22 protein-coding genes and 1 pseudogene are annotated in these 24,879 nt (G+C 59.3%); 4 read left to right on the top strand and 19 right to left on the bottom strand.

Annotated elements, in window-relative coordinates; genetic code table 11:
- Nucleotides 1-92: 92 nt before the first annotated feature.
- From AC13RC_RS32360 to AC13RC_RS32420, 13 genes and pseudogenes are all read right to left on the bottom strand, one after another.
- Nucleotides 93-1,289 (bottom strand): OpgC family protein, encoded by a 1,197-nt coding sequence (locus tag AC13RC_RS32360; protein ID WP_233790107.1) that lies wholly within the window; start codon nt 1,287-1,289, stop codon nt 93-95.
- 108 nt (nt 1,290-1,397) lie between these two features.
- Nucleotides 1,398-2,006 (bottom strand): annotated as a pseudogene (locus AC13RC_RS32365) (GH36-type glycosyl hydrolase domain-containing protein); the annotation flags it as partial.
- Nucleotides 2,007-2,233: 227 nt separating this feature from the next.
- The gene (locus AC13RC_RS32370) at nt 2,234-2,392 is read right to left on the bottom strand and encodes a hypothetical protein (RefSeq protein ID WP_173004597.1); all 159 of its coding nucleotides are present in this window, start codon (nt 2,390-2,392) and stop codon (nt 2,234-2,236) included.
- A 162-nt stretch (nt 2,393-2,554) separates the two neighbouring features.
- Nucleotides 2,555-2,743 (bottom strand): hypothetical protein, encoded by a 189-nt coding sequence (locus AC13RC_RS32375; protein ID WP_113352740.1) that lies wholly within the window; start codon nt 2,741-2,743, stop codon nt 2,555-2,557.
- Between the two features lie 159 nt (nt 2,744-2,902).
- Nucleotides 2,903-3,652, bottom strand: coding sequence for an ABC transporter ATP-binding protein (locus AC13RC_RS32380; protein WP_113396412.1), 750 nt, complete (start codon nt 3,650-3,652; stop codon nt 2,903-2,905).
- Nucleotides 3,649-4,482 carry an ABC transporter ATP-binding protein gene (locus tag AC13RC_RS32385; protein ID WP_488559635.1) on the bottom strand — a complete coding sequence of 278 codons (834 nt, stop codon included), beginning with the start codon at nt 4,480-4,482 and terminating at the stop codon, nt 3,649-3,651. The genes AC13RC_RS32380 and AC13RC_RS32385 overlap by 4 nt, the downstream gene beginning before the upstream one ends.
- Nucleotides 4,479-5,405, bottom strand: a complete 927-nt coding sequence (locus AC13RC_RS32390) for an ABC transporter permease (protein WP_069611510.1) — start codon at nt 5,403-5,405, stop codon at nt 4,479-4,481. Before AC13RC_RS32390 ends, AC13RC_RS32385 begins: the two co-directional genes overlap by 4 nt.
- Nucleotides 5,402-6,469 carry an ABC transporter permease gene (locus AC13RC_RS32395; RefSeq protein WP_113352743.1) on the bottom strand — a complete coding sequence of 356 codons (1,068 nt, stop codon included), beginning with the start codon at nt 6,467-6,469 and terminating at the stop codon, nt 5,402-5,404. The genes AC13RC_RS32390 and AC13RC_RS32395 overlap by 4 nt, the downstream gene beginning before the upstream one ends.
- A 21-nt stretch (nt 6,470-6,490) precedes the next feature.
- Nucleotides 6,491-8,131, bottom strand: coding sequence for an ABC transporter substrate-binding protein (locus AC13RC_RS32400; RefSeq protein WP_113352744.1), 1,641 nt, complete (start codon nt 8,129-8,131; stop codon nt 6,491-6,493).
- Between the two features lie 48 nt (nt 8,132-8,179).
- Nucleotides 8,180-9,238, bottom strand: coding sequence for a dipeptidase (locus tag AC13RC_RS32405; RefSeq protein ID WP_113352745.1), 1,059 nt, complete (start codon nt 9,236-9,238; stop codon nt 8,180-8,182).
- Nucleotides 9,239-9,425: 187 nt separating this feature from the next.
- Nucleotides 9,426-10,451, bottom strand: coding sequence for an ABC transporter permease (locus AC13RC_RS32410; RefSeq protein ID WP_113331408.1), 1,026 nt, complete (start codon nt 10,449-10,451; stop codon nt 9,426-9,428).
- 32 nt (nt 10,452-10,483) lie between these two features.
- Nucleotides 10,484-12,025, bottom strand: a complete 1,542-nt coding sequence (locus AC13RC_RS32415) for a sugar ABC transporter ATP-binding protein (RefSeq protein ID WP_113352746.1) — start codon at nt 12,023-12,025, stop codon at nt 10,484-10,486.
- 74 nt (nt 12,026-12,099) lie between these two features.
- Nucleotides 12,100-13,026, bottom strand: a complete 927-nt coding sequence (locus AC13RC_RS32420; RefSeq protein WP_113396414.1) for a sugar ABC transporter substrate-binding protein — start codon at nt 13,024-13,026, stop codon at nt 12,100-12,102.
- Nucleotides 13,027-13,400: 374 nt separating this feature from the next.
- Here AC13RC_RS32420 and AC13RC_RS32425 point away from each other — a divergent pair, with 374 nt between their 5' ends.
- Nucleotides 13,401-13,907, top strand: coding sequence for a DUF1993 domain-containing protein (locus AC13RC_RS32425; protein WP_113396415.1), 507 nt, complete (start codon nt 13,401-13,403; stop codon nt 13,905-13,907).
- Nucleotides 13,908-13,913: 6 nt separating this feature from the next.
- Here AC13RC_RS32425 and AC13RC_RS32430 read toward each other — a convergent pair whose 3' ends face one another.
- From AC13RC_RS32430 to traA, 4 genes are all read right to left on the bottom strand, one after another.
- Nucleotides 13,914-15,482, bottom strand: coding sequence for an alkaline phosphatase family protein (locus tag AC13RC_RS32430; protein WP_488559636.1), 1,569 nt, complete (start codon nt 15,480-15,482; stop codon nt 13,914-13,916).
- Nucleotides 15,460-16,443, bottom strand: a complete 984-nt coding sequence (galE, locus tag AC13RC_RS32435) for a UDP-glucose 4-epimerase GalE (RefSeq protein ID WP_069611643.1) — start codon at nt 16,441-16,443, stop codon at nt 15,460-15,462. Before galE ends, AC13RC_RS32430 begins: the two co-directional genes overlap by 23 nt.
- A 151-nt stretch (nt 16,444-16,594) precedes the next feature.
- Nucleotides 16,595-17,278: a YoaK family protein gene (locus AC13RC_RS32440; RefSeq protein ID WP_113331396.1), complete on the bottom strand. Its 684-nt coding sequence runs from the start codon at nt 17,276-17,278 to the stop codon at nt 16,595-16,597.
- A gap of 154 nt (nt 17,279-17,432) precedes the next feature.
- The gene (gene traA, locus AC13RC_RS32445) at nt 17,433-21,317 is read right to left on the bottom strand and encodes a Ti-type conjugative transfer relaxase TraA (protein ID WP_488559637.1); all 3,885 of its coding nucleotides are present in this window, start codon (nt 21,315-21,317) and stop codon (nt 17,433-17,435) included.
- Between the two features lie 191 nt (nt 21,318-21,508).
- On the opposite strand from traA, the gene AC13RC_RS32450 reads away from it, so the two are divergent.
- Both AC13RC_RS32450 and AC13RC_RS32455 read left to right on the top strand, forming a co-directional pair.
- Nucleotides 21,509-21,733, top strand: coding sequence for a TraC family protein (locus AC13RC_RS32450; RefSeq protein ID WP_113352751.1), 225 nt, complete (start codon nt 21,509-21,511; stop codon nt 21,731-21,733).
- Nucleotides 21,734-21,782: 49 nt separating this feature from the next.
- Nucleotides 21,783-22,010 carry a conjugal transfer protein TraD gene (locus AC13RC_RS32455; RefSeq protein ID WP_113352898.1) on the top strand — a complete coding sequence of 76 codons (228 nt, stop codon included), beginning with the start codon at nt 21,783-21,785 and terminating at the stop codon, nt 22,008-22,010.
- 28 nt (nt 22,011-22,038) lie between these two features.
- Here AC13RC_RS32455 and AC13RC_RS32460 read toward each other — a convergent pair whose 3' ends face one another.
- Nucleotides 22,039-22,227, bottom strand: coding sequence for a hypothetical protein (locus tag AC13RC_RS32460; RefSeq protein WP_113352752.1), 189 nt, complete (start codon nt 22,225-22,227; stop codon nt 22,039-22,041).
- Nucleotides 22,228-22,485: 258 nt separating this feature from the next.
- On the opposite strand from AC13RC_RS32460, the gene AC13RC_RS32465 reads away from it, so the two are divergent.
- Entirely contained in the window at nt 22,486-23,772 is a 1,287-nt protein-coding gene (locus tag AC13RC_RS32465) for a nucleotide sugar dehydrogenase (protein ID WP_113352753.1), read from the top strand.
- A gap of 10 nt (nt 23,773-23,782) precedes the next feature.
- Here AC13RC_RS32465 and AC13RC_RS32470 read toward each other — a convergent pair whose 3' ends face one another.
- On the bottom strand, nt 23,783-24,721 hold the full coding sequence (locus tag AC13RC_RS32470) for a UDP-glucose 4-epimerase family protein (protein ID WP_488559638.1): 939 nt from the start codon (nt 24,719-24,721) through the stop codon (nt 23,783-23,785).
- Between the last annotated feature and the right edge of the window lie 158 nt (nt 24,722-24,879).

Genomic DNA, 24,879 nt, shown 5'->3' on the forward strand with positions numbered 1-24,879 from the left:
AGGTAAATTTTGACGGTAGGGCCTACTTTTCTCGGCAATCGCACGAAGATCGATGCACCGAACAGCACAGGCACGCAGCGCGGCAGCAACCTTCAGTGAGGCTTTCCGAAATGCGCAGGCATTGCAGTCGGTGCGGCAGGCTTCTTCGCCGCGCGCTGGCCGGCAAGCTGAAGCCGCTTGTGCTCGAGATGATAGGCATAGAGGAACTGGGCAGCGATGCCGAAGACGACATAGATGGCGCCGACGACGGGGCTCTTGTTGGTCACGTAGAGAAGGACCTGACCAGCCATGGCGAGGATGGTGCCGGCAACGAAGATGTTCAGCGAATGCCGCCCGAGGATCGTCAGCGGGTGATTGGCCGAGCGGCGCAGGAACGCCGAAATGGCGGGGATGCTGACGATCAGATAGGCAAGCGCCAGAACATGCAGCAGCCGCGGCAGCGACAGGAAAGTCTTGTCGAAGCCGGTGACGACGGTCGGCAGACCGAGCATGGCGAGGTAGTCGCCGAGTATCCACAGCTTGTCGGTCACCCAGATGAAAGACACGAGCACATAGGCGCAGGCCAGCCCGATCAGAACCGGATGGGCAGGGATGTGCCCGCCGCGCTTGACATGCATGCTGGCGACGAAGCCGATGACGAAAAGCAGCTGCCAGGATAGCGGATTGAGGAACCAGAAGCCCTCAAGCAATGTCGTATGCGGCGCGATGTAATAGATGCCGGACACCAGCCAGACGCCAACCGAAATTGCGAGCAGAAGTAGGGGGCTTCTTGCTTCCAGCAGCATGATCAGCGGCAGCATCAGGAACAAGGCACCGTACATGGGTAGAATGTTGTTGTAGCCGATCTGGTGCCCGAGCGTCAGCAGCGCGGGAATGCCGCGCGCCGGGTCCATCAGCAGGGCAAGGATATTCACTTCGCAGAGCAAGCCCTTCTGGTGGAAAAGCCACGCGCCAGAAATGAAGAGCACCAGCGTCACGAAGGTCGTGATCATATGCGCGGTATAAAGCGTGAAGGCACGTTTGATCGCCTTCCATGCCATGTTCAGCCGATTGCCCGGAAGAAATCTCGTTCCATAGGCAAGGCCGACCGATATGCCGGAGATCAGCACAAAGGCTTCGGCACCATCGGAGAAGCCGAAATTCTTCGAAGTGAAATCCTCGAAGATCTGCCCCGGCACATGGTTGATGAAAATCATGATCAGAGCCAGGGCTCTGAGAACATCCAGTCGGGTATCCCTCTGGGAGACCGGCTTCGGCAAACTCACTCGTTGTGCCGACACCGAGCTCATATTCGCCCTCGAATTCATAAAACTCTCCTGTTCCGACACTCAAATGCAATCGGGGCCAAAGAGTTCCCCCTTTGGCCCCGATCGTCGAAGCGAAACAGTGCAGAAACGCTACTGTCCGACCGGATAGCCCTCTTCGGGATGGGCGACCGCCCTGTCATTGATAGTGACGGAGTATCCCGCCACATCGGGCGCTTTTGAGACGGAAATACGGTAATTTCCGCCCGGCAGCTCGATATCCGCCGTAAAGCCATCCCAGTTCGAGGGCAATGCCGGTTTGACGAAAAGTCGTCCGTTTTTCACGCGGATACCGAGAATGCCTTCGACAGCGACGCGATACAGCCAGCCGGCGGAGCCCGTGTACCAGGTCCAGCCGCCACGGCCCGTCAATTGTCCTTCGCCGTAGATATCAGCAGCAACCACATAGGGCTCTACACGATAGGTATCGGCCTGATCACGATCGCGTGCATGGTTGATCGGGTTCAGCATATCGAAGCAATGCCAGGCATCGTCACCGCGATCCATCTCGGCCAGCGCCATGACGACCCAGGTGGCCGCATGGGTATACTGGCCGCCATTCTCGCCCACACCAGGCGGATAGGACTTGATGTAACCCGGATCACGCGCCGACTTGGCAAAGGGCGGCGTGAACAGCCGGATGATGCGGTTTTCGTCATCCACCAGCTGGTCGAGCACGGCATTCATCGCCTTCTCGCCGCGCCATATTTTGAGATAAAGTTTACTGTTTCACACGGCACATTCCATCGGCCGAGCAAATTTTCCTTGCCCGGCGAAACTCTGCCGATGAAACGAGATCGGAAGCTGCACAAGGAGAAAAACGACCAGTCGTGATTGACCGGACCCGCAAACTTCCCGATTTTCAAGAGATGGGCCGCATCGGCCCCACATCAGCGGCGGAACAAAGCCGCCACCGGCCAAACGTCGCCTTAGACGACAAGCCCACAAACAATGGCCGCGACAAACAGGAATGCAGCCGAAAACAGTACGACATGAATCACTGTTTGAATCTTCTGCCGCGTCTTGGCGGCGCGCTTGGAACCATCGAACTGATTCACATGCGCATTCGAAATACCCAAATTCGCCATGTGTTGCCTCCGTTCGTTTCTTATATGTCTCTCAGGCCAAGCCCGGGACGGATATTCATACATTTCCTATCAATTAGGTAGAGATGAATTTCCGTCCAGAACGCGAGCCGAGAAAAATTAAACCATCTGAAGTCGAGGACCCGAAAGATCGGCAATGCCAATTCAGCAAAGAATGCGGCGGGCCCAAATCAAGCTGCGCTCGATGGCGCTGGTATCGGCCGTCTGCTCTTCGGCAGGTCCGGCCTGGCGGCGGCAGTTTTCGTCAGCAAGAGTAGCGGACCGTGCACCTTCCCGTTTCGCCGGAACCGGCGGATGAAGATAGCCCATGGTCATGCCACCCATGAAAAACATGTCTGCCTCCACTTAACGTCTGACCCCTTGTCGGGATCACGAAAGTTAACTGCCATTAACGAGATCATGACAGAATTGCGGCAGGTGTCAATAGTCTATACGATTGGTCGTGTTTACGCGCCAGTTCGTTAACGCGCCGCTGAGGCACAAGCCGCCCGCTCAGGCGCGGACGAACCCCTTGCTGGCGACCATGAGATTGCGCGTGTAATCTTCCTTCACATCGCCGACAGCCAGTTCCTTCGCGGTCAGCCTCTCGACGACTGCGCCGTTGCGCATGACGGCCAGACGCTCGCACATATGGGTGATGACGCCGAGATCGTGGCTGACCATAACGAAGGTCAGATGGCGATCCCTGCGAACCTGCTCAAGTAGGTTGAGCACTTCGGCCTGCACCGAGGCATCGAGCGCCGAAGTCGGCTCGTCGAGCAACAGGATCGACGGCTCCACGATCAGCGCGCGCGCAATGGCGACGCGCTGGCGCTGGCCGCCGGAGAGCTGGTGCGGATAGCGGAAGCGGAAGCCCTTTCCGAGGCCGACTTCATCCAGCGCCCTGGCGATCCGGGTCTCCGTGTCGCCGATCCCATGAATCGACAAAGGCTCAAGCAGCAACCGGTCGATCGTCTGGCGCGGATGCAGGGAACCGTAGGGATCCTGAAACACCATCTGTACCTGGCGATAGAAGGTCTTGCTGCGCCGGGCGCCCTTCAGCTGTTCGCCGCCGACGTGGATCGTGCCGTCGGTGACGGGCGCAAGGCCCGCAACGGCGCGCAGCAGCGTCGATTTGCCGGAGCCAGACTCGCCGACCAGACCGAAGGATTCGCCCTTGTTCACGTCGATGCCGACGGCGTCGAGCGCATAATAGCCATCATAGACCACACTGAGGCCATCAACTGCGAGTGCTGTCGTCATGCCGCCCACTCCGGCTTGCGGTCGAGCACCGGCAGCGGATGCCTGTTTTCGCCAATGACCGGCATGCAGTTCTGCAGGCCGCGCGTATAGGGATGCCGGGCATTGTTCAATTCGGCAGCTTTGAGTTCTTCCACCACCTTACCCGCATACATGACGATTACGCGGTCGCAGAAGGACGACACCAGCCGCAGGTCGTGCGAGACGAAAATCAGCCCCATGCCACGCTCGGAGACGAGCTTGTCCATGATTTTGAGGACATCGAGCTGAACGGTGACGTCGAGCGCCGAAGTCGGCTCGTCGGCAATCAGCAGCTCCGGCCCGGCGATCAGCATCATGGCGATCATGACGCGCTGGCCCATGCCGCCCGAAACCTCGTGCGGATGCAGGTCGTAGACACGGGCGGGATCGCGGATCTGCACCGCTTCCAGCATGGCAAGGGCGCGATCGCGAGCCTCGGCCTTGCTCACCTTCTCATGGGTGCGCAGCGTCTCGGTGATCTGCTTGCCGATGGTCATGACAGGATCGAGCGAGTATTTCGGATCCTGCAACACCATGGCGACGCGTTTGCCGCGCAGTGACCGGCGCTCTTTGGCCGAGATCGACAGCAAGTCAATGCCGCTGAAATCGAGCTTGTCGGCTGTGACGATGCCGTGCGGCGGCGTCAGTCCCATGATGGCGCGGCCGGTCTGCGATTTGCCGGAACCGCTCTCGCCGACGATGCCAAGCCGCTCGCGACCCAGCGTGAAAGAGACGCCGCGCACGGCGTCGATGACGCCGGTACGGGTCGGATAGCGAACCTTAAGGTTTTCCACGGTCAGAAGTGCCGTCATTGCCCGCTCTCCTTCGGATCGAGCGCATCGCGCAGGCCGTCGCCGAGCAGGTTGAAGCCGAGGCTGACGATGAGGATCGCGATGCCGGGCATGGCCGCCACCCACCATTGATCGAGATAGTATTTGAAGCCGCTCGCGATCATGACGCCCCATTCCGGCAGCGGCGGCTGCGCGCCGAGCCCCAGGAAGCCGAGACCGGCGGCCGTCAGGATCACGCCGGCCATGTCGAGCGTCACACGGACGATCACCGAGGAGATGCAGAGCGGCATGACATGGCGGAAGATGATGCGCAGCGGCGAGGCACCCATGAGCTGCACGGCGGCGATATAGTCCGAACGCCGCACCGTCATTGTTTCAGCGCGCGCCAGCCGCGCATAGGGCGGCCAGGAGGTGATAGCAATCGCGATGACGGCATTTTCGATGCCTGCGCCGAGGGCGCCGGCGAAGGCAAGGGCCAGCACAAGCTTCGGAAAGGCAAGGAAGATATCGGTGATGCGCATCAGGATCACATCGACCCAGCCGCCCAGATAGCCTGACACCATGCCGATGATCAGCCCGATCGGCGCCGAGATGATCGCGACCAGAATGACGATGTAGAGTGTCCAGCGCGAACCGTAGATGAGGCGCGAAAGGATATCGCGGCCGAGATCGTCGGTGCCGAGAAGATAGCCCGGCGTGCCCGGTGGTTTCAGATAGGCATTCGTCAAGTCGCCGATGACGGGCGAATGCGGAGCGATGACATCGGCGAGCGCCGCCACGAGCACGAGCGCGATGATGATCGCGAGCCCGATGACGGCCAGGCGATTGGCGGAAAACTGCCGCCAGGTGACGTAGGCACGTCCCAATCTCGCCTGCCGGCGCGACTGCGGCCGGTCGGAGAGCAGCCAGTCCCTCAAGCTGGGTTGAGTGGTCTCGACAGTCATTTACGTCGGGTCCTTGGGTCGAGCGTCCGATACAGAAGATCGGAAATCAGATTGATGCCGATGAACACCGTGCCGACGACGATGGTGCCGCCGAGAACGGCATTCATGTCGGCATTGCGCAGCGAACTGGTGATATAGAAGCCGATGCCCGGCCAGGAGAAGACGATCTCGGTCAGCACGGATCCCTCGAGCAGCCCGGCATAGGAAAGCGCGATCACCGTGATCAGCGGCACGGCGGCACTGCGCAGGGCATGCCCCCAGATCACCCGCGTCTCGGAAAGGCCCTTGGCGCGGGCCGCAACGATATATTCCTGGCCTAGTTCGTTCAGCATGAAGCTGCGGGTCATGCGGCTGATATAGGCAAGCGAGAAATAGCCGAGCAGCGACGCCGGAAGGATGATGTGGCGGAACACGTCCCAGAAGACGTCCCATTGCCCCTGCATAGCGCTGTCTAGCAGGAAGAACCCGGTGACCGGCGTGAAAGTATATTCATAGGCGATGTCGATGCGGCCGGGATAGGCGACCCAGTTCAGCTTCGCATAGAAGATGACGAGCGAAACCATGGCCAGCCAGAAGACCGGCACGGAATAGCCGACGAGGCCAATCACGCGGACGATCTGGTCTATGATGCTGTTGCGGCGCACCGCGGCGAGCACACCGAATGGAACCCCGAAGATGGCGCCAATGATCGTGCCGACCGTCGCGAGCTCCATTGTCGCTGGGAAGACGCGCCTGATGTCATCCATGACCGGATTCGTCGTCAGAACCGACGTGCCGAAATCGCCGCTTAGAGCGCTGACGAGATAATAATAGAACTGCAGATAAAGCGGCTCGTCGAGATGCATCTCGCGCCGCAGACGTTCCAATATCTGCTGCGGCGCGTGATCGCCGGCGATCGCCAGCGCCGGATCGATCGGGATGACGCGCCCGATGAAGAAGGTGACGGCCAGAAGGCCGAGATAGGTGGTGACGGCGACGACGAGAAATCGCAGCAGCCCCATGAAAAAGGGAGCGGCACGGCCCTTTTTGGGCCGCACCTGCATTTTCCGTTCGACAGTGCTCAAAGACCTAGTCCTGCCGGATCATCACTTGGAGATCGGCCAGACGAAGTTGTTGTCGAAGCTCGGACCAAGCTTGAAGTCCTTCACGTCCTTGCGATAGCCGGCGACTTCCGTCTGCTGATAGAGGATGATGAAGGGGCTTGCTTCCAGGAATTTCTTCTGGATGTCCTGATACATTGCGCCGCGCTTGCTAGCATCGCCCTCGAAGAGCGCCGCCTTGGCCTGCTTCTCCAGTTCGGGAGCGGTCCAGGTGTTGCGCCACACGAGCGTCTTGTTGCTGCTGGTATCGGAATTGTCGTCGTTGGTGGTGAAGGTATCGGCATTGGAATGGGGATCCCAATAGTCCGGGCCCCAGTTGCCGAAGTAGATATCGTGATTACGGGCACGATATTTCGTCAGCTTCTGCTTGCCGTCGCCCGGGATGATTTCCACCTTGATGCCGGCCTGGCCGAGCGTCTGCTGGATGGCGGTCGCGATACCCGTATCCGGCTCGATGCTGCGCACGTCCATGGTGATCGAGAAGCCATTGGGCAGGCCTGCCTTGGCCAGCAATTCCTTGGCCTTGGCGACGTCGAGCTTGAACGGATTCTCATCCAGCGAGCCGAGCATGCCCTTCGGTTCGAACGTCTGGTGGATCTCGCCGATGCCCTTGATCAGCGTCTTGCCGATGGCATCGTAATCGACCAGATATTTGAACGCCTGCTGCACTTCTGGCTTGGCCAGATTGGCGTTCTTCTGGTTGAGGCTCATGTAGTAGATGGTGCCCTTCGGCGCACTGGTCGAAGCAAGCTGCGGGTTCTTCTCGACGGCCTCGAGATCGGTCGGCGACAGGTTGCGGGCGATATCGATATCGCCGTTCTCCAGCGCCAGGCGCTGTGCCGAGCTTTCCTTCATGAAGCGATAGATGACGCGGTTCAGCTTCGTCTTTTCGCCATAATAGTTGTCGTTGCGCTCCAGCACGACGGCCTCGTTGGCGCGCCATTCACGCAGCTTAAACGGGCCGGAACCGGCAAAGCCGGTCTTCAGCCAGCTGTTGCCGAAGTCGTTGTCGTACTTATAGTCGGCGGTCGGTGTTGCCGGCTTCACATGCTGCAGGACCAGTTTCTTGTCGACCACTTCGGCGACGGTCGCCGTCAGGCAGTTCAACACGAAGCTCGGCGCATAGGGCTTGTCGACGGTGAAGGTGAAGGTGTTCGCATCGGTTGCCTTAGCCTTCTCCGTTACATTGTCGCCGGTCAGGCCGAATTGGGTAAGAATGAAGGCCGGGCTCTTGTTGAGCTTGACGACGCGCTCGAAGGACCATGCAACGTCTTCGGCGGTGATCGGATTGCCGGACGCAAACTTCAGGCCGGGCTTCAGCTTGAACGTATAGGTCAGGTGATCGTCGGAGACCGACCAGCTCTCTGCAAGGTCACCCTTGATCTTGGACGTATCGTTAATGTCGAGACGGACGAGCAGGCTATAGGTGTTGCCGGTGATTTCGGCAGCCGACAGCTCATAGGCTTCGGCCGGATCCATGCTGAGAATATCGTCGAAAGCAAAACCCTCGACCAGCGTGTCCTTGGGCGTGGCGGCATATGCATTCGGCGCCGCCATCAGCAGAAGCGAGAGAGCCGCGCCGGCAGACAGTGCGCGCAAACCGCGGTTCATCTTGGTCATCATCATTGTTTTCATTCCCCTCTTAACAAACTTTACGCAATATCGGCACGCACTTCACCGGCTACCTTCCTTCCAGGCGGACGCCAGGACCCGAAGCCAGTTCTCCCTGCACAGCTTTACAAGATCGGCCTCACCATAACCAGCGTTGCGAAGGGCTTCAATCAGCTTCTGGTTGCCTGCCGCATCGGCAATTTCAGCCGGAATCGTCGCACCGTCGAAGTCCGATCCGAGGCCGACGCAATCGATGCCGAGACGCCCGACGAGATGATCGACATGCCGAACCATCGCCTCGATTGGCGTGTCGGCATCCGAGCGCGCGTCGTCGCGCAGCATCGCGGTCGCATAGTTGAGGCCGACGATGCCGCGGCTCTCCTTGATGGCGTCGAGCTGCTTGTCGGTGAGGTTGCGCGCGACCGGCGTCAGCGCATGCGCATTGGAGTGGCTTGCAACCAGCGGCTGGTCCGACGTCTTCGCCACATCCCAGAAACCCTTTTCGGTTATATGGGCGAGATCGACGAGGATGCCGAGCTGGTTGCAGGCGCGCACCAGCGCGAAACCAGCCTCGGTGAGGCCAGGTCCTGTATCCGGCGAACTCGGATAGGCGAAAGGCACGCCATGGGCAAAGACATTGTTGCGGCTCCAGACGGGGCCGAGCGAGCGCAGACCGGCGGCATAGAAGGTTTCGAGCGCGACGAGATTGGCATCGATCGCCTCGCAGCCTTCCATGTGCATAACAGCAGCGAAAATGCCTTTCTCCATGCAGTCGCGAATGTCGGCCGTGGACCGGCAGAGCTTCCAGGCGCCGGCGCGGTCGAGTCTCAGCGCGATCGCGGCCATGTCCAGCGCGATGTCGAGAGAGGGCGCGCGCTCCAGCGGAGCCGCCAAAGGCGTGGCATAATGGCCATTGCTATCAGGATCGGCGAAAACGAGATCGCCCGAGGGAATATAGATGGCGCACAGCCCCCCGGCCAAACCGCCGGCCTTGGCCCGCGGAGCATCGATGTGACCGCTCGACGTCCCGTCCCGGAATTCGGCGATCGGGTCGGCGCCGTCGCGCGCGTGATGCCAGAGCCTCAGGAGAACGTCGTTATGACCATCGAATACGGCTTGCATTGTCTATCCCGGATGAAGCGCTCGAGTGAGCGAATGGAAAGCGGCCAGAATAGAAAAGCTGACAGGATTCGCCATACCCAAATGAAAAAAATTTGCATTTGCATGGAATGGCATCGTCAAATGGAAAAGGCGGGGTAAAAACCCCGCCTTGAGAGCATGTTAGAACGCTGACGATGTGTCGGGCATTTCAGCGCTTGGCCCGCTTCTTCTGGCGGTAGACGTCGATGGCAACAGCCGCGACGATGATGAACCCCTTGGCGATTTCCTGGTAATAGGCATCGACATTGAGGAAGGTGAAGCCGGAGATCATGACACCGAGGATGACCGTGCCGATCACCGTGCCGGCGATGCGACCGACGCCGCCGGTCAGCGACGTGCCGCCAATGACCGCAGCCGCGATCGCATCCAGCTCGTAGTTCACACCCATGCCGGCCTGCGCCGTCTGCACGCGGGCGGCCGTGATGATGCCGGCAAGGCCGGCCAGAAGCCCGGCAATCGCATAGACCTTGACCAGATGCGCCTCGACATTGATGCCCGATACGCGCGCCGCCTGCACATTGGCGCCGATCGCATAGGTGAACTTGCCATAGCGCGTGTAGCGCAGCACGACATGGAAGAGGACCGCGATGATGAGGAAGACGACGACCGGCCAAATTCCCGACCCGATGAAATTGAACTGGTCGGTCAGGCCTGAGATCGGCTGGCCCTTGGTATAAAGCTTCGACAGGCCGCGGGCCGAAACCATCATGCCGAGCGTCGCGATGAAGGGCGGGATCTTCGTTTTCGTGATCAACTGACCGTTGATGTAGCCGGCAAGCAGGCCGATCAGCAAGCCAATGCCGATCGGCACGAAGAATGGCATGTCGGTCAGTGCGGGATAGACGGCCCTTGCCCATGTCGACGACTGGGCAAAGCTTGCAGCGACCATGGCCGTCAAGCCGACGACGGAGCCGGACGAGAGGTCAATACCGCCTGTGATGATGACCTGCGTCACGCCGACCGAGATGATGCCGATGACCGAGACCTGCAGGATCATGATCTTCAGGCGCTGCAGGTTCATCAGGAAGCTCTGGCCGACGAAGATCCAGCCGAGGACCTCGCAGAGGAGCGCGATGCCGATCAGCACCAGGAAGATGCCGAGTTCGGGCGGCACGCGGCGACGTCTTGGCCGTGTGACCGCCGGGGCGGTCGCCTCTGCAACTTTGCTAACCATGGTTCAATCCTCCCTTGCGATGATTGGCGGCGTCACTGCGCGGCCAGCTCCATCACCTTCACTTGAGTTGCGTCCGCACGATCCAGGAATCCCGTGACCCGTCCTTCATGCATGACCATAATGCGGTCGCTCATGCCAAGCACCTCGGGCATTTCCGACGAGATCATGATGACGGCGACGCCGTTGCGCGCCATCTCGGTAACGAGACGATGGATCTCGGCCTTGGCGCCGACATCGATGCCGCGCGTCGGCTCGTCCAGGATCAGAATGCGCGGATTGGTGAGCATCCACCGGCCGATCAGGGCCTTCTGCTGATTGCCGCCGGACAGATTTTCGATGCGTTCGTCGAGGTTCGGCGTCTTGACGCGCAGCTTGCGTGCCATCTCCTCGCAGGCCTCTTCGATCGCGCCCTCCTGCACGAAGCCGCCTCGCACGAACTTGTCGTGCAGCACGGCCACCTGCATGTTCTCGAGCACGCTCAAGATGAGAAGACAGCCGGTATCCTTGCGGTCCTCCGTCAGGAAGGCCATCCCGTGGCGGATTGCCGCCGCCGGCGAGGAAATCTCGGCCTTCTTGCCAAAAAGCTCGATCGTGCCGGACGTAGCAGGCGTCACGCCGAAGATGGTCTCGGCAACATTCGACCGACCCGATCCGACAAGCCCGGCCACGCCGAGGATCTCGCCGGCCCTCACATCGAAGGACACATTAGAGAAGACGCCGTCGAGGCTCAAATCCTTGACCGACAGCACGGTCTCGCCGATTGGCACTTCCTCCTTCGGGAACATCTGCGTGATCTCGCGGCCGACCATCATGCGGATGATGTCGTCGCGCGTCACATCGGTGGAGGCATGCGTGCCGATATATTTGCCGTCGCGGAACACCGAAAACTCGTCGGCGATCTCGAACAGCTCGTTCATCTTGTGGGTGATGTAGACGATGCCGATGCCCTGGGCGCGCAGGTCGCGGATAATCTGGAATAGATGCGCCACCTCGCGCTCGGTGAGCGCCGAGGTCGGCTCATCCATGATCAGCACGTCGGAATTATAGGAGACCGCCTTGGCGATTTCGACCATCTGGCGGCTTGCGACAGAAAGCTCGCGGACCTGGATTTCAGGATCGATGGAAATGTTGAGGCGCTGGAAGAGCTCCTCGGTCTTGCGGCTCATCTCCGCATGGTCGACGAGGCCAAAACGGTTCTTCGGCTCGCGGCGGATCCATATATTCTCCGAAACCGTCATGAATGGCATCAGGTTCAATTCCTGATGAATCATGGCGATACCGTTTTCCAGTGCGTCGAGCGGTGACTTCAGCCGGATTTCGACGCCCTTGAGGCGTACCTCGCCCTGATCGGGGATATAGATACCGGCAAGGATCTTCATCAGCGTCGACTTGCCCGCGCCGTTTTCGCCCATCAGCGCATGCACCGTTCCACGCTTCAGGCGGAAGGAAACGTCATCGAGGGCGAGCACGCCGGGAAATTCCTTGCGGATGCCTTCGGCGCTCAACAGATAGGCGGCATTGGGAACAACGCCGCTGGCGCGCACCGCCGCCATGGTGGATGGGCTCACAACCATTTTTCCCTCCCGGGCAGATCGGATTTCAAAGGATACGGGCTTTTTAAGCCCGTATCCGTCGATCACTCTCGTCCTCAGTTCTTCTTGACGAAGTCCTTGACGTTAGCCGGCGTGACGAGCTGGAAGGGGATATAGACCTTCTTCTCGACCTTATCGCCCTTGGCAAGCTTGAGTGCGGCATCGACTGCACCCTTGCCCTGGCCGGCGGCATCCTGGAACACGGTGACCTTCAGGTCGCCAGCCTGCATGGCGGCAAGCGCGTCCTGCGTGGCGTCGACGCCCGCAACGACGATCTTGTCCAGCGACTTGCCGGAAGCTTTTAGTGCCTGGATAGCGCCGATCGCCATTTCATCATTGTTGGAGATGACGGCATCGAATTCGATGCCGCTGGAGAGCCAGTTGGTCATCAGGTCGGCACCCTGGGTGCGCTGCCAGTTGGCGGTCTGCTCCTGAACGATCTTAATGCCCTTGCACTCGTCGGTCGCCACGACATCATGGACGTCCTTGGTGCGCATGCGGGCAGCCTGGTTGGAAAGCTCGCCCATCATGATGACGGCCTTACCCTTCCCGCCCAGCAGCCGGCAGACTTCCTTGGCTTCCAGCGTACCGGATTCCTGCTCGTTCGAGGCGACGAAAGCCTGTTTGTCCGGAAGGCTGTCGACGTTTGCCGGCTCGCGGTTGACGTAGACGAGCGGGATCTTTGCGTCGGCGGCGAGCTTGGAAATCGCAGCCGTCGCGTCGGTATCGACCGGGTTCACGATGATGGCATCGACCTTACTGGCGATGAAGTTCTGGATCTGGCTCTGCTGCTTGGCGATGTCGTTCTGGGCGTCTTCGACCTGCAGGGTCACGCCCTTGTCCTTGGCGTAGTCCTGCATGCCGTTGCGCAGAACGGTCAGGAAGTTGTCGTCGAAGAGCGCCATCGAAACGCCGATGGTTTGGGCGTGGGCAGCGGTCGACAGCAGAAGAGCCATCGCGGAGCCAAGGATAAATTTCTTCATGTTTTCCTCCCAGATAAGGTGCCCGGCCACACCCCTCCTAAATGCCGGAGCCCCCAGTTTCGACTGCGGGGCCTCTAGTCAATTCAGCCGCCACTCCCATGGCGACCACATCGAAAAACGGAACAAACAAACCGTAAAATTCTCTATCCGGAATATTCATTCCATTTTTCAAGGGAAAGGTCAACAGCAAATTCTAGTCCCCGAAACGGGACCTCACGACGACGAGTTTTCTCGTGTCCGCTGGTGCAAGAATAGGCGGTCTAACCCTACATATGAGCGCCGATACCGTAGAACGATTATTCCATCGAGATGGAAACGGAATAGAATGTCGGCAAACCCACCAGCCGCGCCGCGGCCCGCAATGGAGAAAACGCATGCCCTCGATGTACAGTTTCTCAGTCCCCATCTTTCAACGCGGCCTGCAAAACCTTTCGGCCTATCTCGACAAGATCGAAGCCTATGCCACGGAAAAAGGCATTGCGGCAGAGGAACTCGTTTCCGCGCGCCTGATCGACGACATGCTGCCGCTCTCCGGCCAGTACCAGCGCGCCTCGGATACGGCGAAGCTCACCATTTCCCGTCTCGCCGGGATCGATGCGCCGCGTTTCGAAGATAACGAGACGACCGTCGCAGACTTGCGGGAGCGTCTGAAGAAGACGCAGGATTTTTTGGCGACGATCACGCCGGCCACCATGGAAGGCAGCGAAACGCGGGAAGTGACGATCACGCCGGGAGGCAACAAGATCACCTTCAAGGGCGAAGATTACCTGGCGAAATTCGCGCTGCCGAACTTCTTCTTCCACGTCACCACGGCGCACGACATCCTGCGCAGCCGCGGCCTGGCGGTGGGCAAGATGAATTATCTCGGTGCACTTGGCTAAACTGATTCAGGGCCGGAGCGAAACCGGCCCTTTTTCCGTCAGTTCCGTATAAGCGAGCGTCTGGTCCAGCTGCTCCGCGCGAAGGCAGAGCAGCTTTTCGGCATAGGCAAGCCTGATGGCCGCATAGGCGCTGTCATGGGCGACATTCGAAAGCTCTGCCGGATCCTTCTCAAGATCGAAAAGCAGCGGCGGCAGCCCGGCGCAATGGACATATTTGAAGCGCTCGTCGCGAACGACCGCCAGATTGCAGGCATTGGACCGCAAGCCGAAATGCTGCTCGGGGACACCCTCGGCAATATCGCGGAAATCGAACTCCCAGAAAGCCGCGTCGCGCCAGTTTTCCGGCTCGGACCCTGCGAGGAACGGCAGCAGGCTGTCGCCATCGACATGATTTGCAGGTTCGATGCAGAGCCGGTCGCAGAGGCTTGGGAAAATATCCGCAGCACTGGTGAAACGCTCCACCTGCCGACCGTATGTGGCGCGCTGACCGGGATCGCGAATGACGAGCGGCACATGATAGCTGCCTTCGAAGAAGCCACCCTTGCCGAGCATCCAGTGGTCGCCCATCATCTCGGCATGGTCCGATGTGAAGACGATGACGGTATCGTCCCAGGCGCCGGCATCCTTCAATGCCTTCCAGATCCGGCCGAGCTGCGCGTCGACCTCGGCAATCATGCCGTAGTAAATCGCCCGGATGGCCGCAAAATCCTCGGACGTCCATTCGGCGATGGAGCCTTTGCCGCCATGTATGAAACTTCCCTTGTCGATCAGCGGCAGGCTGAAGGCGAGCAGCGGATGCGAGGCCATCTCCGTCTCGCGATCGGCCGCGCGCGCAAATGCCGGGCCATCGGCGGCCGAAAACATGCGGTTATAAGGCTCCGGCACCGAAAAGGGCGGGTGCGGCCTCAGGAAGGAAACATGCGCAAACCAGGGCTGATCCTGCTCTCCAAGCCAGCGGATGAACTCGCCCGCCAGAAAAGCCGTCTGCGTCTCGTCCTTGGAATAAGAAGGCGCATTGCTGGAAATCTCGCCGGGCTCGGCGCCGGCGGGAATATGGATATCGCGGCTGCCGGCATCGGCATGGCCGCGCGACCGCAGCCAGGAGAGCCATTGTTTCTCATGTTCAGGCAGAAGCTGCCGCGCCGTAAAGCCCGGCAGTACGCCCTCATAGGTCGTCAGATGAGGATCATGGGGATCGCGGCCGCGTGGATCAGGCGCCGTGTCCGTATAGCCGAACAGCGTCGGATCGTAGCCTGCCCGGCGTGCGGCAAGCGCGATATTATCGAAACGAGCATCCAGCGGCGAACCATTGCGGCAAACGCGATGGTTCATTTGGTAAAGGCCGGTGTAAAGCGTTGCGCGCGCCGGCGAACAGGGGGCTGTTCCGGCATAATGCCGCCGGAAGAGCACGCCTTCCCGCGCGAGCGCATCGACATTCGGCGTCTTCACACATTCATGCCCGACGGCGGAGAGACAATCTCCCCGCCACTGGTCGGCTGAAATCAGCAGGACATTCGGGCGTTTGCCCTCAACGCCAGCGACAGAACGCCGTTTAGTGCTGGTTGGATTTGGCATGCCAATTCCAGGCGGATTGGATGATCTCGGTCAGGTCATATTGCGGCGACCAGCCAAGAATATCGCGAGCCTTGTCGTTATTCGCGACAAGCGTCGTCGAATCGCCCTCGCGGCGGCCGACATACTCGACCGGAAACGGCCGGTTTGACACGGTCTCGATCGTTCCGAGCAATTCCTTCACCGTCGTTCCCGTGCCGGTACCAAGGTTGAGCGCGACGGAATCGCCGCCATCAAGCAAATATTGCACGGCTCGCACATGAGCGTCGGCGAGGTCTAGCACATGGATGTAATCGCGCACGCAGGTGCCGTCGCGCGTGTCATAGTCGCTGCCGAAGACCTTGAAGCCCTGACGGCGACCAAGGGCGGCATCGATGGCGAGCGGGATCGCATGGGTTTCCGGCGTATGCCATTCGCCGATGCGCCCCTCGAAATCGGCGCCGGCAGCATTGAAATAGCGCAGAACCACGGAGCGCAGCCCCTTGTATTGGTCATAATCCGCCAGCGCCTGCTCGACGATATATTTCGTGCGGCCATAAGGATTGATCGGCACCTGCTGGTGGCTCTCGTCCAGCGGCACGCTCTGCGGCAGACCGTATGTTGCGCAGGTCGAGGAGAAGACGAAAGCCTTCACACCGGCCGCCTGCGCTGCGGACAGCAGCGTCAGCGTGCCGATGACATTGTTTTCGTAGAAGGCGACGGGATCCTTGACCGACTCGCCGACCTCGATCAGTGCGGCGAAATGCAGGATAGCGGCAGGCTTGTGCTTGGCCAGCACCTCGTCGAGGCGCGCCCGATCGCGGATATCGCCTTCCTCGGCCGGACCCCATTTGACGAATTCGCGATGCCCATTGGAGAAATTGTCGTAGACGACGGGTTTGAACCCCTTATTCGCCAGATCCAGACAAGTGTGCGAACCGATATATCCGGCTCCGCCGACCACAAGCACCGTTTCTCCTGCCATGACCATCCCTTCTTAACTCACAAGGATTTGCCGCCTCGAACGCGGCGGACCGGTTCGATCCGACGCGTACACTTAGAGAGCTGTAGCCGACTTGCAAGGCGGGAGAAAGGAGCAAGATTGGTAGTCTCAAGAATGGACGTAGGCGAAAAAGCTAAGCCGGCTTCACCTCCGCCTTACCGCTATGCATGAGAATTCCCGCAAGCGCCAGAACCGGCGGCAGCAGGAAACAAGCCATGCCGACGATCAGGAAAAGCGCCGCCGCCAGCGCGCAGCCGAAGGCAAAGCCGCCGACGGCCGCTCCCATGCGGCGAAGCCGCGCCTGCATCGCCGCCTTTTCTTCTGGCTTGGCACCATGGAGCAGATCGGCGATGTCGATCATGATCTGCGTCGTCGTGCCCGTCATCATGGTCGTCGGTGGTGTCGAGCCGAGGTGAATGCGATGCGCCGTCGTCTGGATAGCCATGGCGGCGACAAGGGTCATGCCCGTCAGAAGCGGCTGCCAGCCGTCTCCATCGCCAAACGGACCGAAGCGCAAAGCGAGGATCGCCGCGAACGCTAATAGCAGCAATTTCAGCGAGAGGATGATCTGCAGCGTCGGCAGATTGCGCCGCGAGAGATCGCCGCCAAGGAGACGGGCGAGAATGACGACGACGCAGAAAACCGGCAACGCCAGAAGCTTGGCGAGAGCGCCCGACGTTCCAAGCGCCAGGGAAGCACCGAGCGTGACGAAATTGCCCGTGACATGCGCCGTGAACAGGCCATGCAGGGCAAGAAACCCCGCGGTATCGACATAGCCGCCATTGATGCTCAGAAGGGTGGGCAGGCTCGGCTTCATTGCTTTCTCGCTCGCTTCGATCGTCTCCGACCTTATCGCGCCGAATGACCTCCGATGTCGAGACGTTTGCGCGCTGGAGAAGCGAAGCATCGCCGTGCGGCGCCGGTCGGTCCGGATATAAGCCTATCGTTCCCTCTAAAATCTCCGGATGCTCTCAGCGATCAACGCCACGGGCATGGTTGATCGTTCGAAGTTGGCGCTCGGCGATAATCTCTTCTGCCCTATCTGTAGCGACGACACGTTGAACCACGCGCAATTGGCCCAGGATGGCCTTGAAGTCCGTCTGCTGAGACTTTGACACCATCTTGGCAGCATCAGCTTCATTGCGCAAAATGACACCGGGTCCGAAGCGAGCATCAAGTGCCTTGCTAACGAGAGAAAATTCCTGACGGACATCTGCCGACAACGACCGGACCAATCGTGCCAGTTCGCGCGGCTTCTTCTCCGTCTCGGACGAAATGTGTCGCAGCGCTGTCTGAGCGGTTCTCGTCAACGCGGGAATAGGTATTGCCATCCGTTCCCGCTCTATCATGACCGCCGCTTTTTCGTTCTCAAAAGCGCTTAAGTAAAATCGCCCCAGAGAGCGTACATTAGCACCAACTGCTTCAACCGCCCGCAGAGCTTCCCTACGCTCGCGACCACCGGCGAGCAGCCTATCCATCATTCTGCCGCTACCGCGCAAAGGGCCATAGGCAGTTGGCTCTGTGGTGACGGCACGCACAATACGCTCAGGGTCGATCTGCTTTTGCACCAGATCTTCGATCATCGCCACGGCGGCTGCGGGATCGCGCCAGATCACGGACCCCGTCGCGGTGAGTGCTGCTCTCGCCTGTTTGTAATGCTCAGTCTCGATTACGCGTGTTCGAGCCTCCTCGTCGAGGCTTACATTGAATTTCGTGACCGCCGGCAACATCGCAGGCGATGCGAGTTGGGCGAGACGCGCCTCTTCTGCAAACGATCGGGTTAGGGAGTTCACCGCGGGTAATAGATCGGAAGCATCCGCCGTTGGAACGGGCAAGGCGTCTTTGTCGTGTGTTGCGTGAATAGCAGCATTTCGCCCTGAAGTTTCGACTGCGACCCCGAAGGGCACGTTCGGCCGTTGCCAGAGCCGCGCCACATGATCACCCTGGGCAATGAGCCAATTGGATAGACGCTCAACGCGTGCGGTGACTGCGTGACTATGGTCCGCGATGGTGTCGATGCCGCGCCGCTTTGCGAAATCGAAAGCCACGGATTGATAAGACGGCTCATTTTGGAAATCGAGCGTTGTGGTCTTTTCGCCGGGGCGCGACAGCCGTTCAATCAGTTGCGCAAAGAACGTTGGTCGGTGATTGTCTGCGGCAGGTTGCTCCGTCCGAGCCTCGGCCTTGCCAATGGGATAGGCCGTCCAAATATTGCGTTCGACAACACGATCCTCAAAGTGCCTCGCACCCATTTCCTCATCAACAACAGGCGCTTTAACGGTAACTTTTTCAGTCCCCTCCTTGCGCATGGTCACAGTATCCCCGACCCCGACGCCGGCCTCCTCAAGCGCCTTGGGCAGATTGACGCCCCAAAGGCGATGCGTGGTTCCATCGTTCGTTCTGACGTCAACATAAGGAGAAGGACCGGAGTCGTCCTGCTTGTGAAACTTCGCAAGTCCGATTTCAACAAGCTCGCCGGTAATGCCAGCCGCATGCTCGACACGCGCCGTCTTGGCCCGTTCGAACCTTGGCTGAAAATCTTCCCCTGCCGCATAAAGATCGACACGCTCGCGATGACGCGTCATGGCAACATATGTCAGGTGCCGGTCCATCATTCCGGTTGCCAGCACGAAAGTGCGGTCGAAGGTCGATCCTTGGGTCTTGTGAATCGTTGCGGCATAGCCATGGTCGACATTGCGATAAGTGTCTTCGGAGAACATGACATCGCGACCACTGTCCAACCGAACGAAAAGGAATGGTACCCCGCCTCGACCCGCTGTCGATATGACCGTTCCAAACATGCCGTTCTTGACGTGCTGAACAGTTAAGTGAGGGGCTTTCGGTTCGACGAAACGTGCATTTTCGAGGAAGATGATCCGGTCTCCCTTACTAAACTCACGTATGCCGCGCTCTGTACGAAACGACCTGCTTTCCCCAAGCGCATCCTGTTGCAACATGACCGCACGGATCGCGTCGTTGAGGCGTCTCACATCGCTGTTAGAGTGGGCGAGAACCATCAACTCGTCGCCACGCAATTTACGACCTTCGGCCTCCACCTTGGCAATGGCATCAAGGCGAGCGCTGACCCAGTCGGAGACGATGCGTTGAACCGCATCATTGCGCGTGTCACTTTCAAGGAGATGGCCATGGGCGCTATAGGCACTCAAGGCTTCCTCGACATTTCCACGGGCAAATAGACGAGACGCCTCTCGCGCCCATTCGTGTCTCTGGCGGCGAACGCCGACCAATTCGGCAAAGCCGATGCGCTCGACGACGGCACGGAAGGCAGCCCCCGCCTGGATCGGCTGAAGTTGCATCGCGTCGCCGACAAGAACCGCTTTCGCCCCGGCATCCTCGACGCGTTTGAGGAGACGTGCCATCTGTTGCGACGATACCATGCCAGCTTCGTCTAGGACCAAGACATCGCCCTTCTGAAGTAGGTCATGATCGTTTTTCCAGGCAAGCTCCCAAGCGGCAATCGTACGCGAACGGATCCCGGAACTGCCAGTCAATGCCTCCGCCGCCTTGCCGGCGAGCGCTGCTCCGAGGACGCGCCTGCCGTCTCGTTCCCAGGCGAGACGTGCCACACTCAGCAATGTCGATTTGCCAGCGCCCGCAATCCCGACGACCGCGGCAATGCCGCTATCGGCCGTGATATGCCGAACCGCATCGAGCTGCTCAGCGTCAAGGCGGATGACCCTGTCGGGAGCCGCCTCAATCTCACCTATGGCGGCATCAACTTGGGATGACGATACCGCGAAACCACCCATGTTCGAGAGATTGAATGCCGACCGCGCCATGTGGAATTCGGTTCTGATCGTCGCGCGCGTCGTGAAGACTGCCGGCAGCTCGACCGCACCAGTTTCCGCACTCACCTTCTGCGGCCGCAGCATTACCAATTCCTCAGACGCCATCAGTTTCGCGCGGATATTGGCAAAGACGATTGGATCATCAACATGGCGGTGCAGGGCGCGGGCAATCTCGGTTTCATCGAAGGTCGAGCGCTCATTGCTGAGTTGCCTAAGCAGTAGCCCGGGGTCGGCAGTGAGGCGTTCCGCCGTCTCGTAACGCTGTGCCAATGCCGCCGGCGCGAAATAGACATTGGCACCTTTGCGTAGAAGCGCCGTACGGGCAGGACCGATATGGCGCCGCCCCATTCCCCGCAATCCCTGCTCCTCGTAGGAGCGGCCGTCTATGCGGATATCGTGACCGGCAAGTGCCAGATGGCGCGTTAGCGTTTGAGCCCAGGCAAGCTTCCACTCCTCCATCGTTTCCTTGTTGCCTGCCCACGGACGGTAAATGATTGTTCCTTTCGGCCTATCTGGGCTTTTGAGGCGCAGAGGCTCGCCGGTGTCGTCGACGATAGCGATCTGCTTCGGCCCAAACCCTTCCGCGGTCAGCGGACGCAGTGTGGTCATAACGTGGACGTGCGGATTTCCCTTCTTATCGTGATAGACCCAGTCTGCAACCATTCCGCACGACAGGAGGTTCTCGCGAACGAAGTCGCGCACCAGCGCAATATTCTCCGTCCTGCTGAGCTCGTTTGGAAGGGCAAGGATGATCTCGCGCGCAAGCCGTGCATCGCACCGGGTCTCGAAACGATCGACAACATTCCAGAGCGCTTCACTGGCGCCGGCAACCGATCGTCCGTCGATCAAAACTCGCAACCATGCCGGCGTATCATCAGGAAGAGCGAGTTCCTCGTATATGAGTTCGGCCGCGCCTGCGGAGTAGCGGAACTTGGTCCCCACCTGCTCATCCGTCATCTTGGTACGATGCCGATAGGCAGCAGCCGAGACAACGCTCTGTCCCGCTCCGCGGCTGATCATTTTCGCTCTCAAAAACATAATAGCCAAATTTGACTCTTCCTTTTCCAGCACATCGGTACCGCATAGATATCGAGAGACCTGGCGAAAAGGCCCATAATAGGCCGGTTTTCTAGGATGAATTCCACTTTCCTATATTATTTCAGTCCATTTGACTACTGCATTTAATGCAGTATAAAAGATTCCATTAGATTTGATCCCGATGAAAGAAAGGACAGGGCATGCGTGCAAGAAGCACGGCTTCCGAGATGGACACGCAGATCGAGCTGCTCAGGGAGAAGCGCAAGAGGATGGTCGCCAAGGCCAATGAACGTTTCGCTAGCGCGGCACGGAGGGCAGGTCTCGCGGAACTGGACATTTCCGACGCCGAGCTCAATGAGGTTCTCGCCGAAATCACAGCGCGATTTCGCGACGGTGAAAAAAGGAAAACGGGCGCATCCACTTAAGAGGCTAGATCAGCGGATTATGCTTCTCGAACGCAGGCAGCAGCGTGACATGATAAAAGATCGCAAGCGCGAAACGCGCGAAAAGATGATCTTCGGCGGATTGATCATCAAGGCTGGCTTGCGAAAGGCCGATCGTGCGTTCCTGCTCGGCGCCTTGATCGAGGCGAGCCGGATCCCGCCTGATACCGCGCAATACCGCCATCTACACAAGATTGGTATGGAAGCGTTCCGCGCCGATGCACGCATGACGAATTCGGAAAGCAAGGACCTAGCATGACGATAAAGTGAGGTGGCGCGCGCAAATCTTACTCCGCGCGTTCGGCCTCGAGAGCGGCAATCTCGTCGGAGATTTCCGCGATGCGTTGACGGAGCTCCGCCTCGGTACCGTCGTCCACCTCGCCTTCGCCAAAACAATAGCGGGCAATGTGCAGCTCAAGCTTGGCTTCAAGCTGCTCGCGCTGTGTGCGCAGATGTTTGAGATAGCTGTTTCGCATTGCGAATACGCTTTCAAAGAAATGAAGTCACTCCCAATAAATAGGTTCGAAATCAGAAAGTTTCGATAGACGTCCCATCACCCACCTGAAACTCTTGTCACGAAATGCCGCAATGCCGCCGTTTCACACTTGTTTCAAAGTGACCGACCGGTCATCACATTCATGCGACTGCGGCTGAAATGATCCCGAGGGCAAATATTAGGCGCTGACATCAGCTTCAAATTCGGGCTAATTCAGGCGGAGTGTTCGAGGTATGTTGTGTTGAACGAAAAAATTGCCGTCATTGGCCTCGGTTATGTTGGCCTACCTGTCGCGATTGCGCTTGCCGAAAAATTCCATGATGTGGTCGGCTTCGACATCAAAGCCTCTCGCGTCACTGCGCTGCAGGCGGGCAAGGACGATACCCGGGAGATTTCTTCTGAACGGCTGCGGTCGAGCGGACTGCACATCAGCAGCGAGATCGAGGATCTCAAGGATCGCGATATCTTCATCGTTGCCGTGCCGACGCCGATCGATCGGAACCGCCAGCCCGACCTGCGGCCCATGATTTCCGCCTCGCGCACCGTCGGCAAAGTCCTGCGCAAGGGTTCGATCGTTGTCTATGAATCGACCGTCTATCCCGGCGTTACCGAAGAGGTCTGCGGCCCGGTGCTGGCGGAAGTTTCCGGGCTGCGCCAGGGCGAGGATTTCCATGTCGGCTATTCGCCGGAACGAATCAACCCTGGCGACAAGGAACACACCTTTGAGCGCATCGTGAAGGTCGTCGCCGGCGATGATGCGGAAACCTTGGAAAAGATCGCCGCCATCTATGGTGCCGTGGTCGAGGCGGGCATTCATCGCGCCCCGAGTATTAAGGTGGCCGAGGCCGCCAAGGTGATCGAAAACACCCAGCGCGACGTCAACATCGCACTGATGAACGAGCTTTCGATCATTTTCGAGAAAATGGATATCCGCACCGCCGATGTTTTAAAGGCGGCACGGACGAAATGGAACTTCCTGCCCTTTACTCCCGGCCTGGTCGGCGGCCACTGCATCGGCGTCGACCCCTATTATCTGACTGCCAAGGCAGAAGAGCTCGGCTATCATCCCGAAGTCATCCTCTCCGGCCGCCGCATCAATGACGGAATGGGCGCCTTCATTGCCCAGAAGCTCATCAAGATGCTGGTTGCGGCGAAAAAGCCGATCAATGGCGCGCGCATCGGCATATTCGGTCTGACCTTCAAGGAAAATGTGCCTGACCTGCGCAACAGCCGCGTTCCCGACATTATAAGCGAACTGCATCAGTTCGGACTGGAGCCGCTGGTGCACGATCCGATGGCGAGCCATGCGGAAGCCGAGGAGGAATACGGCATTCGCCTGATGGAGCTGAAGGATTTCGGCAAGCTTGATGCCGTCGTGCTTGCCGTTCCCCATAAATCCTATCTGGCGGAAGGTGCAGCCACTATCCTCGATCTCTTGAGCGAGAACGGCGTCGTCGTCGACGTGAAGGCAGCTCTCGATCGGAGTAATCCTCTGCTGGAAGGTCACTCAGTCTGGAGTCTGTAAGGCTGAAACGCTAGCTCAGCGCGCCTTTATCCCCGCCGGCGACCGTTGCCGCCAACCCTTCTTCGACGGAGTAAGGCGGCGACCAGCCGGTGAGCGCCCGCGTCTCGCCAATATCGACCTGAAGCGAGCTAAGCAATCGCCGCGCGGCGGCTCGACGTGCCAGAATTGCGGCAAGTCCCTCAAGCAGCGCAGGCGGCAGCGGTAGTATCCAAGCCTTGCGCCCTGCAGCCAGAGATAGTTTGGAGATCAGCTGGCCAATCGAAAGATCTTCGCCATCGCTGACCAGGAATACACGATTACTGACGGCAGAGTGGCTGGCGCAGAGCAGCATGAAATCGACGAGATTGCCGATATAAACGAGCGACCTGCGGTTTCGAACCGCCCCAAACGGCCAGGGAAACGGCCGCGCAGCCCACCTCATCAAGCTTGCGAAATTCGCCTTAACGCCGGGACCATAGACGAGCGGCGGCCGGATGATGACGACCTCCATGCCCGTTTCCGCTGATATCGCGAGCAAGGCCTCCTCCGCCTCCAGTTTCGAGCGGCCGTAGGCATCTTCCGGATTCGGTATATCGGAAGCCTTGAAAGGCTCCCCCTCCGCCGTCTCCTCGCCATTGACCTTGATCGAGCTCAGGAAGACGAAGCGTTTTACGCTCGCGGCCGCGGCTTGTCGCGCCAGGTTGACGGTCGCATCGACATTGACGGCTCGGAACGCAGCCAAGGGATCGGCGGCGCTCTCGTTCATGACATGGACGCGGGCCGCCAGATGCATGACGACATCGACGCCGGCAAGCGCATCGGTCCAATCCGTATCACGATCCATCGTCCCGATGGCGACGAAGCCTGGGCGGAAGTTGCGGCTGACCGGCCGATACTCCATTCGCCGGCGGGAAAGCTCCGTGCACAGAGCTTGTCCGACAAAACCCGTCGCACCCGTCACCAGGATCATCCGCCAGCTGCCTCCACTTTTCCGCACCATGATTAATTAGGACATGCTTTGCACGGGATGTCTGCTTAGAACAAGGGCGGGGAATCTTGCCGGGACTGGTTGTGCTTGAAATCGCGATATGAGATGGACGGAACACTGACGACCTTGATCACCCTCAG

This window comes from Martinezella sp. CNPSo 3890 (assembly GCF_057784455.1).

What these genes read in the sequence shown, in the direction of transcription:
- AC13RC_RS32440 (WP_113331396.1), bottom strand. Translation starts at nt 17,278, where the DNA reads ATGAAGCCGAGCCTGCCCACCCTTCTGAGCATCAATGGCGGCTATGTC.
- AC13RC_RS32370 (WP_173004597.1), bottom strand. Translation starts at nt 2,392, where the DNA reads ATGGCGAATTTGGGTATTTCGAATGCGCATGTGAATCAGTTCGATGGT.
- AC13RC_RS32400 (WP_113352744.1), bottom strand. Translation starts at nt 8,131, where the DNA reads ATGATGATGACCAAGATGAACCGCGGTTTGCGCGCACTGTCTGCCGGC.
- galE (WP_069611643.1), bottom strand. Translation starts at nt 16,443, where the DNA reads ATGGCAGGAGAAACGGTGCTTGTGGTCGGCGGAGCCGGATATATCGGT.
- AC13RC_RS32405 (WP_113352745.1), bottom strand. Translation starts at nt 9,238, where the DNA reads ATGCAAGCCGTATTCGATGGTCATAACGACGTTCTCCTGAGGCTCTGG.
- AC13RC_RS32390 (WP_069611510.1), bottom strand. Translation starts at nt 5,405, where the DNA reads ATGACTGTCGAGACCACTCAACCCAGCTTGAGGGACTGGCTGCTCTCC.
- AC13RC_RS32430 (WP_488559636.1), bottom strand. Translation starts at nt 15,482, where the DNA reads ATGCCAAATCCAACCAGCACTAAACGGCGTTCTGTCGCTGGCGTTGAG.
- AC13RC_RS32415 (WP_113352746.1), bottom strand. Translation starts at nt 12,025, where the DNA reads ATGGTTGTGAGCCCATCCACCATGGCGGCGGTGCGCGCCAGCGGCGTT.
- AC13RC_RS32360 (WP_233790107.1), bottom strand. Translation starts at nt 1,289, where the DNA reads ATGAGCTCGGTGTCGGCACAACGAGTGAGTTTGCCGAAGCCGGTCTCC.
- AC13RC_RS32425 (WP_113396415.1), top strand. Translation starts at nt 13,401, where the DNA reads ATGCCCTCGATGTACAGTTTCTCAGTCCCCATCTTTCAACGCGGCCTG.
- AC13RC_RS32410 (WP_113331408.1), bottom strand. Translation starts at nt 10,451, where the DNA reads ATGGTTAGCAAAGTTGCAGAGGCGACCGCCCCGGCGGTCACACGGCCA.
- AC13RC_RS32380 (WP_113396412.1), bottom strand. Translation starts at nt 3,652, where the DNA reads ATGACGACAGCACTCGCAGTTGATGGCCTCAGTGTGGTCTATGATGGC.
- AC13RC_RS32385 (WP_488559635.1), bottom strand. Translation starts at nt 4,482, where the DNA reads ATGACGGCACTTCTGACCGTGGAAAACCTTAAGGTTCGCTATCCGACC.
- AC13RC_RS32420 (WP_113396414.1), bottom strand. Translation starts at nt 13,026, where the DNA reads ATGAAGAAATTTATCCTTGGCTCCGCGATGGCTCTTCTGCTGTCGACC.
- AC13RC_RS32375 (WP_113352740.1), bottom strand. Translation starts at nt 2,743, where the DNA reads ATGTTTTTCATGGGTGGCATGACCATGGGCTATCTTCATCCGCCGGTT.
- AC13RC_RS32470 (WP_488559638.1), bottom strand. Translation starts at nt 24,721, where the DNA reads ATGATCCTGGTGACGGGTGCGACGGGTTTTGTCGGACAAGCTCTGTGC.
- AC13RC_RS32450 (WP_113352751.1), top strand. Translation starts at nt 21,509, where the DNA reads ATGCGTGCAAGAAGCACGGCTTCCGAGATGGACACGCAGATCGAGCTG.
- AC13RC_RS32455 (WP_113352898.1), top strand. Translation starts at nt 21,783, where the DNA reads ATGATAAAAGATCGCAAGCGCGAAACGCGCGAAAAGATGATCTTCGGC.
- AC13RC_RS32460 (WP_113352752.1), bottom strand. Translation starts at nt 22,227, where the DNA reads ATGCGAAACAGCTATCTCAAACATCTGCGCACACAGCGCGAGCAGCTT.